Source organism: Nostoc sp. 'Peltigera membranacea cyanobiont' 210A (assembly GCF_002246015.1).
GTDB lineage: Bacteria > Cyanobacteriota > Cyanobacteriia > Cyanobacteriales > Nostocaceae > Nostoc.
The window spans coordinates 87,936-103,864 of the sequence record NZ_NOLJ01000009.1; the positions used below are offsets into that span (position 1 = coordinate 87,936).

At 40.9% G+C, this 15,929-nt stretch carries 18 protein-coding genes and 2 pseudogenes; 5 read left to right on the top strand and 15 right to left on the bottom strand.

What is annotated here, in order from left to right:
• Positions 1–177: 177 nt before the first annotated feature.
• Positions 178–321: a hypothetical protein gene (locus tag CDG76_RS37730; RefSeq protein WP_190240995.1), complete on the bottom strand. Its 144-nt coding sequence runs from the start codon at positions 319–321 to the stop codon at positions 178–180.
• A 56-nt stretch (positions 322–377) separates the two neighbouring features.
• The gene (locus tag CDG76_RS26705; RefSeq protein ID WP_094351908.1) at positions 378–1,583 is read right to left on the bottom strand and encodes an AIPR family protein; all 1,206 of its coding nucleotides are present in this window, start codon (positions 1,581–1,583) and stop codon (positions 378–380) included.
• A gap of 26 nt (positions 1,584–1,609) precedes the next feature.
• Here CDG76_RS26705 and CDG76_RS26710 point away from each other — a divergent pair.
• From CDG76_RS26710 to msrA (CDG76_RS26720), 3 genes and pseudogenes are all read left to right on the top strand, one after another.
• Positions 1,610–1,793 (top strand): annotated as a pseudogene (locus CDG76_RS26710) (hypothetical protein); the annotation flags it as partial.
• 231 nt (positions 1,794–2,024) lie between these two features.
• Positions 2,025–2,621, top strand: coding sequence for a peroxiredoxin-like family protein (locus tag CDG76_RS26715; RefSeq protein WP_094351909.1), 597 nt, complete (start codon positions 2,025–2,027; stop codon positions 2,619–2,621).
• A gap of 381 nt (positions 2,622–3,002) precedes the next feature.
• On the top strand, positions 3,003–3,494 hold the full coding sequence (msrA, locus tag CDG76_RS26720) for a peptide-methionine (S)-S-oxide reductase MsrA (RefSeq protein ID WP_094351910.1): 492 nt from the start codon (positions 3,003–3,005) through the stop codon (positions 3,492–3,494).
• Positions 3,495–3,543: 49 nt separating this feature from the next.
• Here the strand turns inward: msrA (CDG76_RS26720) and msrA (CDG76_RS26725) are convergent, their stop codons facing one another.
• From msrA (CDG76_RS26725) to CDG76_RS26735, 3 genes and pseudogenes are all read right to left on the bottom strand, one after another.
• The gene (gene msrA, locus CDG76_RS26725; protein WP_094351911.1) at positions 3,544–4,221 is read right to left on the bottom strand and encodes a peptide-methionine (S)-S-oxide reductase MsrA; all 678 of its coding nucleotides are present in this window, start codon (positions 4,219–4,221) and stop codon (positions 3,544–3,546) included.
• An 84-nt stretch (positions 4,222–4,305) separates the two neighbouring features.
• Positions 4,306–4,559, bottom strand: a pseudogene (locus tag CDG76_RS26730) (hypothetical protein); the annotation flags it as partial.
• A gap of 325 nt (positions 4,560–4,884) precedes the next feature.
• Positions 4,885–5,469, bottom strand: a complete 585-nt coding sequence (locus tag CDG76_RS26735) for a TetR/AcrR family transcriptional regulator (RefSeq protein WP_094351912.1) — start codon at positions 5,467–5,469, stop codon at positions 4,885–4,887.
• 136 nt (positions 5,470–5,605) lie between these two features.
• On the opposite strand from CDG76_RS26735, the gene CDG76_RS26740 reads away from it, so the two are divergent.
• A complete protein-coding gene (locus CDG76_RS26740; protein ID WP_094351913.1) occupies positions 5,606–6,076 on the top strand; it encodes a GNAT family N-acetyltransferase in 471 nt (156 codons plus the stop codon).
• Between the two features lie 159 nt (positions 6,077–6,235).
• On the opposite strand, the gene CDG76_RS26745 is transcribed toward CDG76_RS26740, so the two are convergent.
• A complete protein-coding gene (locus CDG76_RS26745) occupies positions 6,236–7,555 on the bottom strand; it encodes a 2Fe-2S iron-sulfur cluster-binding protein (RefSeq protein ID WP_094351914.1) in 1,320 nt (439 codons plus the stop codon).
• 185 nt (positions 7,556–7,740) lie between these two features.
• Positions 7,741–8,268: a DM13 domain-containing protein gene (locus CDG76_RS26750; protein WP_094351915.1), complete on the bottom strand. Its 528-nt coding sequence runs from the start codon at positions 8,266–8,268 to the stop codon at positions 7,741–7,743.
• Positions 8,269–8,676: 408 nt separating this feature from the next.
• Here CDG76_RS26750 and CDG76_RS26755 point away from each other — a divergent pair, with 408 nt between their 5' ends.
• Positions 8,677–9,969, top strand: coding sequence for an ATP-binding protein (locus CDG76_RS26755; protein WP_442946392.1), 1,293 nt, complete (start codon positions 8,677–8,679; stop codon positions 9,967–9,969).
• On the opposite strand, the gene CDG76_RS26760 is transcribed toward CDG76_RS26755, so the two are convergent.
• The 8 genes from CDG76_RS26760 to CDG76_RS26790 form a co-directional block, all read right to left on the bottom strand.
• On the bottom strand, positions 9,923–10,135 hold the full coding sequence (locus CDG76_RS26760) for a hypothetical protein (protein WP_143854180.1): 213 nt from the start codon (positions 10,133–10,135) through the stop codon (positions 9,923–9,925). The two genes, CDG76_RS26755 and CDG76_RS26760, sit on opposite strands and share 47 nt — an antisense overlap.
• Before the next feature lie 32 nt (positions 10,136–10,167).
• Positions 10,168–10,455 (bottom strand): mechanosensitive ion channel domain-containing protein, encoded by a 288-nt coding sequence (locus CDG76_RS38640; RefSeq protein ID WP_333783394.1) that lies wholly within the window; start codon positions 10,453–10,455, stop codon positions 10,168–10,170.
• A 54-nt stretch (positions 10,456–10,509) separates the two neighbouring features.
• The gene (locus CDG76_RS39210; protein ID WP_262984366.1) at positions 10,510–10,644 is read right to left on the bottom strand and encodes a hypothetical protein; all 135 of its coding nucleotides are present in this window, start codon (positions 10,642–10,644) and stop codon (positions 10,510–10,512) included.
• Positions 10,645–10,681: 37 nt separating this feature from the next.
• Positions 10,682–11,059, bottom strand: coding sequence for a LapA family protein (locus tag CDG76_RS26770; RefSeq protein WP_094351917.1), 378 nt, complete (start codon positions 11,057–11,059; stop codon positions 10,682–10,684).
• 32 nt (positions 11,060–11,091) lie between these two features.
• Positions 11,092–11,349 (bottom strand): hypothetical protein, encoded by a 258-nt coding sequence (locus CDG76_RS26775; protein ID WP_143854181.1) that lies wholly within the window; start codon positions 11,347–11,349, stop codon positions 11,092–11,094.
• Positions 11,324–12,895 carry a Na+/H+ antiporter gene (locus CDG76_RS26780; RefSeq protein WP_094352094.1) on the bottom strand — a complete coding sequence of 524 codons (1,572 nt, stop codon included), beginning with the start codon at positions 12,893–12,895 and terminating at the stop codon, positions 11,324–11,326. The genes CDG76_RS26775 and CDG76_RS26780 overlap by 26 nt, the downstream gene beginning before the upstream one ends.
• 138 nt (positions 12,896–13,033) lie before the next feature.
• Positions 13,034–14,041, bottom strand: a complete 1,008-nt coding sequence (locus CDG76_RS26785; protein WP_094351919.1) for a mechanosensitive ion channel family protein — start codon at positions 14,039–14,041, stop codon at positions 13,034–13,036.
• A 166-nt stretch (positions 14,042–14,207) separates the two neighbouring features.
• Complete coding sequence (locus CDG76_RS26790; protein WP_094351920.1) at positions 14,208–15,803, bottom strand: mechanosensitive ion channel family protein; 1,596 nt, start codon at positions 15,801–15,803, stop codon at positions 14,208–14,210.
• Positions 15,804–15,929: the final 126 nt, after the last annotated feature.

The following is a 15,929-nucleotide window of genomic DNA, read 5'->3' on the forward strand; positions in this document are numbered from 1 at the left end:
CCCATAGTTTTTCTTAATCGGGTTTTACTCCCAAATCCTATACTTTCGCCTATTAAGAGTTCCCTTTTCAACTTGGACGAGGTTTAATTCTCGTGAAAGCGCAATTTACCTACCTTGGTACGCCGTAAAATCCATCGTGTCAAGTCTAATTTGCTATTTAAATCCGGAAATCCTTTTCTAGTAAAGGCTACAGGTTTTAGGGGTAGACGGTAATTGCCAACCCACAGAACCTGTATTTTGAAAATCCCTTGCGCTGCGATGGCACAAAGCGCCTACGGTGGGCGATCGCAACACAATTAGGCTTTGCCTAGAGACTGGCATTCTAGAAAATGCCTATAATCTCTTTTTAGATGACAATTAATTGTTAAGTGGACATTTTAGGTTGGTGTGAGTGTTAATTCTTCATGCTTGCTGGAATTGACAATTTTCACCAAATGTTGGTTTAAATAACTTTGGGCCGAAATGTACAGACTTTCCCAAATTTCTGAGTTGCGACAAATTTTAGTCCCCACTGTATTTCCTGCTGTTTTCTCCGATATCAAGTATTTACGGTAATAGTTACCCCACAGGTGTTGGAGAAAGTTTTCCGCAAATTCGTCAAAAGGAATAATCCAGTTATAGTCTTGGTCTAGGAATACGCGATAGGATGCAATTATGGGTAGTGCGAGGTCAGTTGGCGCACCAAACCCAAACGAGTACTTGCTGTCGGGGAGAAGGGTCGTTTTGCGTGTATCAATTGATGCTAAATCGTTGACACCCTTTCTTCTGGGGTTGCTGATATGTTCTTGGATGATTTCGTACAGTCTTTGCTCTATCCACAGAGCTTTGGGAAGTAGAGGCAATAGAAGAGTTAATCTTTCCCTCTCAGTGTCTGTGATTTGGCTTGGGGTGTTCGTACCTGTAGGGTGCTTGCTTCTTTTATTCCCGTCAGGGTTGTATCTATTTCTGTCGAGGCAGTTGATCAGCTTGAATAAGTGGTTAACATTACACTGGGCATTTCTAGGAGCGCCGCTTTGGTTTTGGTAATAGGCTATTCTAAATTTTCTATCTTCTGCTCTTTCTAACTGGGCTAAATACTGCTTGATAAATTTGTAATCACCCCTGGCGTTGACTTTGGAGCGAGAATCGACAGGAGAAGTAGTATTTGAGGCGAGGGCTATATCTTTAGCCTCCTCTTCCTGGAGTCCAATGTGGATGGTAACTTTGACTCTGGCAAGGCTGAGGTCATATTTGTAATTTTTAGCACTTTCAAAAGCTAAAACTGTGTGACCTCCGTTGATAATGCCATCGCTACCCCCCTCGCTAGCTTCTAAAACTTCTAGCTCCAGTTCGGTTTTGTTTTTGCTAGGTTTAACTTTATTGGCTGACAGAACGATTCCACTGTGACGAGAGAAGAATTTTTCTGGTTGAGTCGTCACAGAGTCAAAGATTTGTCTGTAGGTTGCACTTTTGCGGTTGGGTTCGCGGATGTTGGGTTCTAGGGGTAGGTTTGTGGGAAACGTGTCCACATGGGCGGTGGCGATAATGCAATTGGGGTTTGCATGGAAATAGTTGTCTACTTTAATAATCCAGTTTTTCGGCATGGGTGGTTTCTGCATCTTAGCGATACATTCTCAATTATTCTTCTCGAGCGTCTCAGTCTCATCCCACAGTCATCCTGGGTGGTGGCTTCGCTGGACTGTTTACAGCTTTACACTGTAAGCCAGCAAAATTATTCCCATCCGATTATTTTAATTGAACAGCGCGATCGCTTCAGTTTCAAGCCGTTATTGTACGAACTACTAAGCGGCGAAAACACTTGCGCCACTTGTGCTGAACGGATTATTCCCGGCTCATTGAACGGATGGCTTAACGTGTATAAAAACAACAAGAATAGTAGATGATAATCATGCCTTGGAACCTAAAGCAATTATCCCAGTAATGCAAATCCAAGGGTCTACTTTTCTCATTTCAGTAAATTCACTGCAACAGTATTTCTCTAGAAAGGTACATAAAAGTATAAGTTAACTTTCAGGAAAATTACGATGAATTTTACAGAGTCTATCAAAAATGAGCTAATTTCTTCAGGTATAATTGACCAAACTTTAAAGGTAGGAGATATTATTCCTAATTTCATTCTACTTAATGCTTTCGGTCAAGCAGTAGAATTACAAAAATTACTAGTTAGTGGGCCTGTAGTTATTTCCTTTTTTCGAGGTTCTTGGTGTCCTTTCTGTAACTTAGAACTAGCAGGACTCCAGCAAGCATTACCTGCAATTAAAACATTAGGAGCATCACTAATTGCTATTTCACCTCAAACTACTCGTCATACCATATCAACTGTAGAAAAACATGAACTAACTTATGAAGTATTAAGCGATCGCAGCAATATGATTGCTCGTCAATTTGGAATTGTGTTTCAAATCCCGGAGTATCTAAGACCTATATTAGAGTCAAAGGGTCATGTGTTACCTAGATACAATGGAGATGAGTCTTTTGAACTACCTATTCCAGCTACATTTGTAGTCGCTCGAGACGGAAAAATCGTTTATGCTTTTGTTGATGCAGATTATACTAAACGGTTAGACCCAATTGAAATAGTGAGTATTCTAAGAAATATTCCTATAGTTAGCAAAAGCTAGTACAGTACGGCGTAATTCGTAATTCGTAATACTTCTCTACGATACGCTACGTGTACTTGCTTCCACGTTCGCGGAGCGTGCCGTAGGCAAGTGGTACGGCTACGCTCAGTACAAGTTCGTAATTCGGATACTGCAAGCCTTTCATTGATTTGGAATGGGTGTTTTATTTACGCCGTACTGTAGTAGTATATTAATTTTAGATTTAACTATTTTTTCCAATTCTTAGATAATATTCAGCTTTATATCATACTCGTATCAGGATAATCTGTAATTCTAATAATTAAAATAAATCAGGCAGTATTGAGGAAATATTTCCTTCTCAAGTATCTGTCTGATTTGATGAGTTTCATTTAAAATTATCACAAAATAGTTATCAAAGATATGCAAAACGCTAATCTACAAAAAGCGACATTTGGAGCAGGCTGTTTCTGGGGAGTTGAAGCAGCATTTCGTCAAGTAAAAGGAGTAACTTCTACAGCAGTTGGTTACAGTGGCGGACACTTTGAGAATCCAACCTATGAAGATGTCTGTAGAGGCAAAACTGGACATGCTGAGGTAGTGGAAGTGGAATACAATCCAGCAATAGTATCTTATAATGAACTGCTAAATGTGTTTTGGAATAAGCACAATCCCACAGCATCAAACCACGAGGAACCAGATGTTGGTTATCAATATCGGTCAGTGATATTTTTCCACACTCCAGAGCAGGAATTATTAGCAAGAGCCTCCAAGGAGCAGCTTGAAAATAGTTCTCGCTATCACAAAAATCCAATTGTGACGGAGATTGTACCTGCATCACAATTCTATAGAGCAGAAGAGTATCATCAGCAATATCTGGAGAAGCATGGACGAGCATCTTACAGGATAGGCTAATCTTTCACCGGATTGAGGGGATATTAAAAGTCGAATGCTGCAAATCCCCTTACTTGCTATACATATCAGGGAACTTTGTTTGAAGTTTAGCCAGCTTCGGCAAGTCATTCATTACAACATAGCGATCGCTCGGATGATGCACTATATAATTCTGATGGTATGCCGCAGCCTGATAAAAACCTTTCAAAGGATCTAATTCTGTCACAATCGGCTTGTCGAAGATTCGCGATTTGTTGAGTTGAGCGATATATTTTTGTGCAGCCTGTTTCTGCTCATCGTTAGCAAAAAAGATCGCCGAACGATATTGCTTACCTGAGTCTGGGCCTTGTCGATTTAACTCTGTTGGGTCATGCGCTACCAAAAAGTAGACTTTTAGAAGCTGATTATATGATATTTTTGATGGATCGTAAGTGATTTTTACGGATTCAGCATGATTAGTTAATCCAGCACTGACAAGTGTGTAGTCTGCGGTTCTTGCATCACCCCCAGAAAAGCCAGAAACAACATCAGAAACACCTAATAGATGCTCAAAAACGGCTTCCATTCCCCAGTAGCACCCACCAGCGAAAACCGCTACTTGCTTTCCCTGCGGTATGGCAGTCGAGATATCAGTGGCCGGAGCAGGAAGTATCACACGAGATGCACCATATAAAAGTAAAACAGTCAGCGAAATGATGGACAAGTTGCGTAATAACTGGCGGGATAGAGTAAAGTTATGAATTGACATTCGGTTGTGAACTCCTTTATTTAATAGATGAAGAACCGAGTTTATTCAGCTACAGAGCGATGTCTACGACGGGCTATTCGGCGTCGCAAAACAAAGTCGCTGATGATTATCATAAATACCAAAAATAAATACCAAAAATTCCATCTTCACCCCAACGGTAGGTGCGTAGAACAGGCTTGATCGTGGGTGAAATAGTCCCAGGCTGTACCGTTGGGGCTGTAGTCTTCGCGTACTTTTCCCCACTGGCGATCGCTTAAATAAGGCCCCCATCTACGCCAATGGGCTATGTGATTTTGGGCTTCTGCTAATCTGATTTCTTCTTGGGTTGGAGTTGTCATCATCTCAAGAAAGTGCATATCTGCACTTTATTTTAATTAACTTGCTATATCGAGTATCACGTTTTTATCGAAGATGGGGCTAATACTTTGATTAAAATTTGCTAGGTGAATTGATAAATAAAAATCTAGGATAAACTCAGGAAAAATTTATATTAATTTTTATTATCAATAGGACTTACGCAAACTCTACGATTCTTGGCGTTCTTCTCTTCGAGACGCTTCGCGAAGGCGTCTTGGCGGTTCGATAAATTAAGCTTTTTAACATTTTTTGCGTAAGTCCTAATCAAAATAAACAATCGTTTCGATATCATCTGTCCGTCAATGTTCAAGATGATGTCAGTAAAGCATTGATATGTCGCCGCACGAGATATTTTTGTTGATCTGCGGAGAACTGCTCAGGACAAATGACAACACCAGTGCCAATGCCATCCACTAGGGCGATGAGTGCATTGGCTTCGAGGGTTAAATCAAGATCGGCTCGAATTAGCAAGGCTTTTTGTAAGTCAGCTAATTCTTGACAAATAATCTGCCGTAAAAAGTCATAGCGTTTTCGGTGTTCCTGAACAAGGCGATCGCGCCCGATAGAATAGCCCAAAAATGCCACCCAAACCTTCCAATCAGCTTTGTCAATGTCCTCCAGAGGTAGAGCCACAAAAATCATCTGTGCTAGTCTGTCAATTCCTTGTTGCCCCTCGGCACAGGTTTTCATTTCCTCTAGGACGTTTTCAAACACCTGTTCCAGAGCAAATAGGGTGAGTTCTTCTTTATCTCGGAAGTAATGGGTAACAACCCCGGTTGAAGAGCCAAGTTCTTGCGCGATCGCCCGCATACTGGCACGATCCAATCCTTCACGGACAATCACCCGCCATGCTGCTTTAGTGACTTCAATACGGCGATCGTCATAACTCATAGCTCTCCTCGGTTTACAGCAACATGAAACAAGTATCTTGACATCTTATCACAACAGTTGTTATGTTTTAAGAATACATAACAACTGTTGTGATATTTACTCCAGAGGCTAACCTGTTTTACACACGGAGTTCGCAATGATTCGACCGACCATACCCGATGACACAACCGCACTGATTGCCTTAGCAGACGCAAGCGGACTGTTCCAACCGAACCAACTTGAGGAGCTTGGCGAAATGCTGTCTGAGTACTTCAGTTGTAGCAGCGACAGTAATCGCTTTTGGATTACCGACGACGACAATGGGGCCGTGGGGGTTGCTTACTGTGAGATGGAACGGATGACTGATGAGACATGGAATCTACAGTTGATTGCGATCCGACCCGACCGCCAAGGACAAGGACGTGGTGCGACCCTGCTACGCTACGTTGAGCAAACATTGATGGCACGCAGTGGGCGTGTACTGCTGGTGGAAACGTCGGGGACGCCGGACTTCGAGCGCACGCGAGCTTTCTACCGCAAGTGCGGTTATGAGGAGGAAGCACGGATACGCGACTTCTATCAAGCGGGCGCTGACAAAATTGTTTACCGCAAGGCGCTGTCCGCTTAGGAGCAGTAAGCTTCCGAAAGTCCCAAAGTACTTCACGGGGAAGTCCTACGTTGACTGAGATAACTTGCACAATTTCATATCTCCTCTAATAAAATTTTGTACCGATATTAAGCCTGATAGATAATATGCTTGATATTACTTGATTATTAGAGGAATTTATTAAATATCCAACACCAATTTTGCCGTTCCAGGTTGAGAAATACAAATTAACACCGAACCCTTATCAGTTGTTGCAGTTGGTTCTTCTTGGTAAGCAACTACACCTTCACGGATTTTACACATACAAGTACCACAAACACCTACACGACAACTAAAAGGTGGATTAATATCATTGGCTTCGGCAAATTCTAGGATAGTGCCATCACTAGGTTGCCATGTCAAAGTTTTGCCAGATTTTGCAAAGACAATCTCTGCAAATCTTTCATCTCCAGTTGCTCCCGCAGTTTGTTTATCAGACTGACTTTTCATCGGTTTACCAAAAGATTCAAAGAATACTCTACTGTCAGGTACTCCCGATTCCTTCAATCCTTGCATTATGGACTGCATAAAAGATGAAGAACCGCACAAAAAATACTCAGCTTCTTGTCGTACTAACTCTTGAATAAGAGCAGCATCAACATAACCAACACTGTGGTATTTACCTCTATCTTCAGGTGTAGGACGACTATAGCGAAAATGTATATTCAGATTATGATTTTGCCCTGCAATTTCCCTCACTTCATTCCGAAAAACATGAAATTTTCCGTCTCTAGCACCATGTACAAACCAAATAGGACGAATAGGATTAAGAAGACTACAAGCTTTCGCCATACTAATCATCGGTGTAATTCCCACACCATTGCTAATCAATACTATGGGGATAGATTTCTGCACATCTAAAATAAATTTCCCGTTTGGTGGTTTTGCTAGAATTACTGAACCTTTTTGAATGCGATCGTGCATAAAATTAGATGCTATACCGGGCATAACATCTAATCCGTTCGGTGCAGCTTCCCGCTTAATTGAGAGGCGATAGTATTCACATTTTTCAGGATAATCTGAAAGTGAGTAAGTACGAATTACAGGCTTATCCTGTCCAGGTATATCAAGTTTGATGGTTAAAAATTGACCTGGTTGAAAGTTGGGAAATTCCCCTTTATCTTCAGCTTGTAAATAGAAAGAAGTAATTTCTTCGCTCTCTTTCACCTTACGAACAATAACAAAATTGCGCCAATCTTGCCAAACATGACTATCTGATGCTTTGAGGTCTGAAGTAGATTTATTTCCACTTGCTTTGTTTGTATAAACTAAGCCAAATACTGTACCACTAGCTACTCCAAACAGTGAGGAATAGACACCGAATTGATAGGCAGATTTAGCTTTGGCATTGGTTACTCCAATTACAACAGCAGCAGATAAGGTAATTACCGAACCAACTGTAGCTGCTGCGGCTATACTTCTGACTAATGGATTCTTAATTCTTCCCAGACTTTCTAGCATCGTTGTTCCTGTTTAATACTTTTAGTGATGTTGGGCTATATCTGCGAAGATGCAGTAGGTGGAGGAATAATTTCAAGACCATACCTCGGAACCGTAGCTGGAAACGCGACTAAAGAAGCAACGTCTTGCGGTTGACCGAAGCGACCAAGCGGAATATTTTTTAATAAGTTGTTGGTTAATATTTACTAACTCAAACTAGCAGCGCCAAAAGTAGCATTAAACTTGCGACACCAGATAGCGATGGATTTGTAGTCTCCTAAATTGGTGTTTTGAGGAATAGAATATGTTTGAGCGCCACTATATTTTTGTAACGGAGCAAGGATCGTGTAGTCTTCCTTATTTAGAGGATACGATGGTGGCTTAGTTGAATTAATCACGTTATCTGAACGATGCAAAATTACTACTAAATCTGGCCCTGATTCGGAGGTTTTAAATGATTCCTCAAGCTGTAGAAATGATTTGCCGTCTTTAGTGGTAATACGAACTTTCCCTTGAGTTGTTTGTTCTCCAGAAACAAATGTGCCTGACTTCATCGCAGTTGAATTTGGAGATTGTGCTGACTTGGCTAACGGTTTCGCCTGAGTTGAAGACATGGGAACAGAGGCATTCACAGCTATAGGACTTTCATTAGCCTGTTTCTTTGAGACTTCGCGGACGCAGCCAACCATGATAAGAGAAGACAAGCCCAGTATTAATAAATATCTTAATTTCATAATTTCAATTCCTCAGTGCATCAATCAGCAATATAGCTCTTGGCTTGAACTTTAAACTGATTATTGCTTAAATAATTTATCTAAGGATTATGAATAGATAAGGATTGATATCTCAAAAACTGATATTTACCTTAGAAACTTCTTACAGATTTCTCAGCAAAATTTAAATTTTTAGGTTATGGGTGATTAAATGTAAAAAAAGATACGGTAAAATGCTAATAACTAACCTAGTGTTTGCTTGCCAGTTGTATAAATTTACATTTATTTAGGTAAAATTTCATACTTTTCTTGCATAAATAGCACATTTATCTAGTAAAATTTCCCCATCAAAATTATTAGGATATCCAGAGTTAATACCTGGAAAATCCAATATTTAATATTTGATTTTTTCACTTATTTTGCTAAACCATGCAACAAGCATCCATGAGCAGAGCCGATGATGAAGAAATGTTGTTGCAACAGCCTTGGCAGAGGGAACGGCAGATAATAGCACGTTTGTCCTCTTTGAACTATCGCACTGGTGAGATAGGTAGCTATTTACATAACATTGCCTGTGGAGTCAGCGAACTGATTGCAGTTGATTGGACGGTTGTTACCTTTTGCCAAGAAGGGTTTGAAACTATTCTAGCGAGTAGTCTGGAAATGTCCGAAGATACACCTCGTGTTTATGCACTGCATGGTAGATTGATTGCTACAGTTATGCAAATTGGGCGCACATTAGCTGTTGAGGATGCTGTGGCTAATCCAGAATATGGTAAACCTGCGCCAGGTTACCCTGCATATTTAGGTATACCCTTGCAAACTACCGAAGGTCAAGTCTTCGGTACTGTTTGCTCTTTTCATCGGCAAGCAAGGGAATTTACCAAAGAAGAAATCCAAATTGTGGAATTGTTCGCTGAACGTGCTGCTACTGCCATCGACCATTACCATCTTTACCAGCAGCAGTGCCAATTTAATCATATTCTGGAGACTGAGGTAGAAAAACGCACCGCAGAACTACAAGCAGCCCAAGCCAAGCTTTTAGAACAGGAACGGCTGGCAGCTATTGGTGAATTTGCGGCGATGATTGTGCATGAAATTCGCAATCCACTAACAACGATGATTATGGGATTGAAGTATTTTAAGAAAACTGTTCTGACTGAAGCGGCTCTTGAGCGATTATCGTTGGCACTTAGTGAGGCTAGTCGGCTAGAAAATCTGCTGAGTGAAATTTTGCTTTATGCCAAACCCCAGGTGTTGCAACTGTGTGAATTGGATGTGAATGAATTTATTTGTGAATTACTGATGCCAATGTGCGAGATGCCAGAAGCGCTCTCACGGCAAATCGAATTTATTCCAGCGTTACCTACAGTCAAAATCTTAGGAGATAAAGATAAGCTAAAACAAGTGTTTATTAATATTGTTCGCAATGCTTGTGAGGCAGTCTCAGCAGGAGATGTGATTAAATGGGAAGTGGATAGTTCGTCTCCTGATAAAATCTGCATTAATGTCTGCAATGGTGGTGAGCCAATTCCTTCAGAGGTTTTGTCAAAGCTAACGCAGCCGTTCTTTTCCACAAAACCAAGCGGTACTGGGTTGGGGCTTGCCATTAGCAAACGTATCATTAATGCTCATGGTGGAGAATTATCCATTGAGTCTGACACCGTGACAGGTACTAAAGTGAGCGTTCAATTACCTGTGGTTGTTCTTGGGAGCCTTTAAACGGATGGTATTTTTGACGGCTGGAGCAAATGAAGACAGAACCTAAAGAGTTTACAATTTTGTGTAAGTTGCGATCGCTTAAATAAGGCCCCCATCTGCGCCAATGGGCTATGTGATTTTGGGCTTCTGCTAATCTAATTTCTTCTTGGGTTGGAGTTGTCATCATCTCACCCCGTGCATATCTGCACTTTAGTTGAGTTAATTTGCTATATTGAGTATCACGTTTTTATCAAAGATAGGGCTGATACCGCACTCCATGATGGTGGTACGGAGAATACTGATATCTATCACGTCTCCCCTAATTCCTCCAAGTAAAACTCTGTCTCCAGGCTTATAAAATTGACCGAAAGAAATAGCAACCCAGCCGGCAAAACTGGCAATTACCTCTTGCAAAGCAAAAGCGACACCAGCACCAATAACCCCGAAAATAACTGTTAACTGGCGGAAGTTGTCGCTAAATATACTTGCAGCAAACAGAAAAATCAACCCACAGCCAATGAAGTTAATTGTCTTGCGGAGGTGATAGCGGGTATCATTATCCTAAATGTAGCGGGGTACAGAGTTACTTAAGGTGCGGACGATGAGAGTGATAACTAAAATAGCTATGCAGACTTGGATAAGTTTTTCCACTGTTGGGTCTTTTAGCCAGTGTTGAATTATACTTATAAAGTCCATTGCAACCAACCCTGATAATTTGTTTTGATAATAAACATCATTCAAGATAGGCATCTGAAGAATAATTTGACGATGCGTCTTGAGGTAAATAGTGTTGTGGTTGTGTAGATTGCAGCACCTGAAGTTGATTGTTTGCTTCTGTTAGTTGACGATTGAGGTCTTCAATATCGTCGGTCTGTTGTTCGATTTTCCGCCTGAGTTCAGACCTTTTTCTCATACCTTTGATGGCTGGAAATAATGAGATGATGAAGCCAAATAACACGCCAAAACTAAAGGTAAGCAGAAGTATTAGCGCCATTGACAAGTCTAGCGATCGCCACACTAAAAATTGTACTGCTACCGGGGCTGAGTTTTGCAGTGCGAAAGTCACAGCTGCGATTGCGATCGCTAATGCTAATAAAGTCAGTATTCGCATGGTATATCTCCACCAATTAATTTAGTTTAGTATTATTGCTGAGTTTCCGCAGATTCTTTGCCATTTGATGGATTTAATGGACTGTCGAGGGAGGAAAGGCGAAATCCCGGTGCTTTGTAGTCTTTGGATAAGTAATTTTCAGGAATGGTAATTTGATTACCATCCCGAATTGCTGAATAATGGGGAGAGGATTTGAGGCTGTGGAAGACGATTAAAACTGTCAAAATATTGTTAATTGGCGATCGCTTACCATGCAGTATAGACTTATTCCTTCCCATCTGCTCTGTCATAGTTTGTTTGCAAAAAAGGTAACAGTTCTTTATTTAACTTACCTGCGCGGACAAACTCAGCGTATGTATCAGCTTCAATTGCCAGCAATTCCCCTCGCAGTTCTTCGGTTGAAAATTCTTGCAAATTTGGGTATTCATCAAGTAACTTGTCAATTTCTTCTTGCAAAAAGGTAATTTCTCCTGAAAGCAGCGTCTTCTGGTAGCGATAAAACTCTGGCTCAATTCCCGGACGGTTTTGTGCTGTTTCTAAATATTCCAGCGCCCTTTGGAGAGCAACTTGACGGGCAATTGCTTCGGTGTATTGTTGACGTAGCGGTTGCGAACCTAAAAGTTGGAGTTTTTCTAATAATGGTTGGATGGTTAAGCCCTGTACTAACAGGGTAAATAAAACTACTCCAAATACAGTGGCAATAATTTCTTCCCTTTGCGGGAGTATGGCTGGTACACTCAAAGCCAGAGCAATGGAGACAGAGCCGCGTAGCCCACCCCACGTCAATACAGTTTGTTCAGATAAAGGAATTTCGGATTTAGCTAACCAGTTGCTAAGATTACTTAAAGCATAAATAGATACTGCCCGTGCCACAATCATCGCCACAATTGTGACTGCAATACTTTTTAGGTTATCTCCTAAGATAGCAAAGCGAATTTGATCGCCAATTAAGAGAAAAACAATCGAATTTACAAAAAAAGCTAGAAATTCCCAAAATTCAGTAACAATGATCCGCGTGCGCGGGTTCATGCCAATGCGTGAGCCAAAGTTGCCCAAAATTAAAGCTGTGGTGACAACTCCAATCACTCCAGAACCACCTAAATATTCTGTTATTAGGTAAGTGCTGTAGGCAGAAACCAGGGTAAGAGATTGTTCTACTAATGGTAAGTCGAAACGTTGTGTTAGATAGGAAATACCAAACCCAATTAATCCTCCAACGCTGATACCAATGCCTACTACTTGAAAAAATTCGAATATTGCAGACTGTAAATCAAGTTTGGCAGTACCTAACGGCAGAGCAACTAATAAGCCAAAAGCCACAACGGCCATACCATCATTAAATAAACTTTCTCCTTCCATCAGCGTTCTTAGACGTTTGCTTGCTCCAAGTTCCCGAAATAGAGCCGTTACCGAAACCGGATCGGTTGCTGATAGACTAGCTCCAACTAATAGAGCAATGCTAAGTTCAAGTCCAGCGAATTGATGAAGACCGAGTGCCACTCCAGCAATAGAAATTATTACCCCTACTACTGCATATAAACAAATAGGTAACAAATCCCGCTTTAAGTCTGACCATTTCAAATTCCAAGCAGCTTCAAACAGCAGTGGCGGTAAGAAAATCATCAGAATCAATTCAGGAGAGAGATTAACCAATCGCACATTTACGAATGCTAACCCTAATCCCACTATGACCAGTAAGAGTGTATAAGGAATGCGGCGAAACCAACTAAAAATTTGTGGTAGTGTTGCTACACCCAATGATACAGATAATACTAGTAGAAATTGCTTGAGTTGTTCTGCAATTACAACTTCACTTGTGGTAGAATCTAAGACCATTAAGGGATTCCAGTTAAATAGAATATTTAGCATGAATTAAATAGTTTTAAAATTATTTTTTCATCGAACCACAGAGGCAATAGAGTTGCCAGTGCATTGCGTGGAGCTGATCCCACAATTTGCTTATCTTGACATTTCTCATTGTTCGTTGATTTGAGCATCTACCTTACCGTTGTCATCTCGTGAGGAGCGCTCTTGAGCAAGTAAAAGAAGTGAATCACCAATGTTGCGGGGTTTTGGTACTTTGCCTTTACCAGATGGCCAACCTTCTCGCTGACGGGAGCGGTTTCCATCTATCTCTTCTGTCTGGTCATGGAGTAAAATTTGCTGTGTGGGAAAGGGTAAATCGATGCCGTTTTCAACTAACGTTTTCTTAATTGTAGAAAGCACCTTGTCCCGTGAGGCGAGGTCATCTGCACGTCGTGGCGGGTTAATCCACCAACGAACGCGGATATTAACGGTACTTTCGGCAAGTTCCATGAGCAGCACATCAGGTGCAGGGTCTTTCAGTATTTCCGGCACACTATGCAATGCTTCCAGCATTAACTCCTTGGCTCGGTCTATATCATCGCCGTAACCAATACCGACATCATACTGTAGTCGGCGACTGTCAAAGGCAGTGTTTACAGTTACCGAATTAGTGAACAATTCTGAGTTAGGAATGACAATGCGACGACCATCGTAAGTTCTAATTGTTGTCGCTCGTGTCTCAATATTTTCTACAGTCCCTTCAAAATCTTTAAAAACTATTTGGTCATTAATTTGAAACGGCTCTGTCAAGAGGATCAGAATCCCAGCCAAGAAGTTTTGTAGGATGTCACGAAAGGCAAAGCCGATCGCTACGCCGCTAATCCCCAGTAGTTGTATCAAATCTCCGGCTCGAAATGTCGGTATTACAATCGACAAAGCAACAAATAGCCCAATTAACAGTATTGTACCTTGCGCCAAGCGTCCCAGTACTAGTCCTAGATTCCGAGCTTGATGGCGATCGCGAGTCAATCGTTTAACTACTCTCTTAATCGCTCTAGCCACCGCGAAGAAGATTGCAAAGACAATCAATGCCAGCACGATATTCGGCAGTAGGACAATGAATCCGTTAATCATTCCCTGAACTCTGTCCCAGAGTGCGGATATATCTGCATTCATGATCTTACTTGCTTAATTAGTCAATCTTAATAAGAATATAAAAATATCCTGATATTGAACTCCACCTTTAGTTAGTTTTTCCTATCTATAAATAGGATGAAAAAACGGTCAATAATCTTCTTTTTTTACATTTTGAATGTTTACCATTTTTTTGGCAGGTCTGATATCAAGTTGCTGTATCATTGTATCCCTTAGCAGATTCTTCAGATAGTCGCTGTAAAGCCTTCTCTATTTGCGGAGAAAGTCCCAAAGTCCCAGAACGCAAATGCAAGTCACGCTGAGGAAAGGGGATTTCTATTTGCCGCTTGCATAAAACTTCATAGATGGAAAAATATAAATCACTCTTAATTAAAAACTGTTTGTGAGGTTCTGCTGTCCACACCAGCAACTCAAAATTGAGAGCGCTATCACCGAAACCTTTAAAAAGTACTTGGGGAGGAGGTGTATTTAAAACATTAGGATGGTCTTTGGCTGCATCTAGTAATGCTTCTTTGACTAAATCAGGTTCCGCGCTATAAGCCACGCCAACAGGTAAATGTAAGCGAGAAACGGGATTACGGTGGCTCCAATTTATCACTTCAGTTTCTAAAAGACGTGAATTAGGTACGATGATGGAAATATGGTCGAGAGTTCTGATTTCCGTACTGCGGGCGCTGATACGCTCGACAGTGCCATGCAAATCTCCTACTTCGATAAAATCACCTACCTGAATTGGACGTTCCAAAACTAAAATCAAACCACTACCGAAATTTTTTGCAATATCCTGGAAGCCAAAGCCAATCCCAATACCCAAGGCGCTAGCTAAAATTGTCACAGAACTGAGGTCGAGTCCCCAAATTTGCAGCAAGACTATGCTACCAACTACAATCAAGCTGTATTTCGTTAAAATGGCGATCGCCTCTTGAGCGCCTCGGTTAATACCTGCAACACTTAAAACACGAGAGCGCAGGATATTAGTCATGGTTCCAGCAAAGATTATTAAGGCGAATAATAAACTCACTAGAATTAGCAGGTTGATTAAAGAGTAAGAATTGTTGCCCAGAGTAATAAATTTAGATGTGAAACTAGAATTTAAAATATAGGTGATTTGATAGCTCCATTGACGAGTGTAGGGAAATAAATTAGTGATATAAATAATAGTGCTTGCCCAGATACCAGCACGGGCAAAGAAAAGGATTAAATCAAATAGTAATGCTAATCCTTTGGGTAAATCAGCATTTATAACTTCTGCATTTGCATCATTTAATTTTCTCTGTACAATTCGTAAAATCCGTTTTCTGAACAATCCGAGTAACCAGGAGATAGCAAATGCTCCCAGCAAAATACTTGCACTCAATATGGAAGTGTTGCGAATATATTGTGAGCTTCGCTCTGCTTGAGATTGTTGTAATACTTCCTGAATTTGTTTAGCCCAAAGGGAAGCCTGTTCATCAGGTTTGCTGCCTGGTAAAGTATCATTTTTAGTGACAGTTAGCAAATAGCGATCGCCCAATAAAATCGTTGGTAATTGGTTACGTTCTTCAATTTTTACCTGAATGGCTTTGTCAGATTTTACCGCCTCCTTTAGTTGTAAATTGATTAAGTTAGCTCGTTCTTTGGCGCTAAATTCACCAGACTCACTGACTTGAAAAATCTGGTATCCATCCACAACTACAGCAGCTTTTGACCCAGTTTGTGCCATTCCCGGACTCAACCACAAACCAAGCACCAGCAGAATTCCTACTAAGTAGAAAAAGGAAAAACGTAGAGAACGACGCATCATAATATACTCAAACAAATTTATATTTGATATCTAACTATACCAAGTTGTCAAAGTTAGTATTGTTTGGCATCTGGGCGATGCTAGAGTATTTCCCCAAAGATTTGGATACAGTGTTCATCCTGTGTC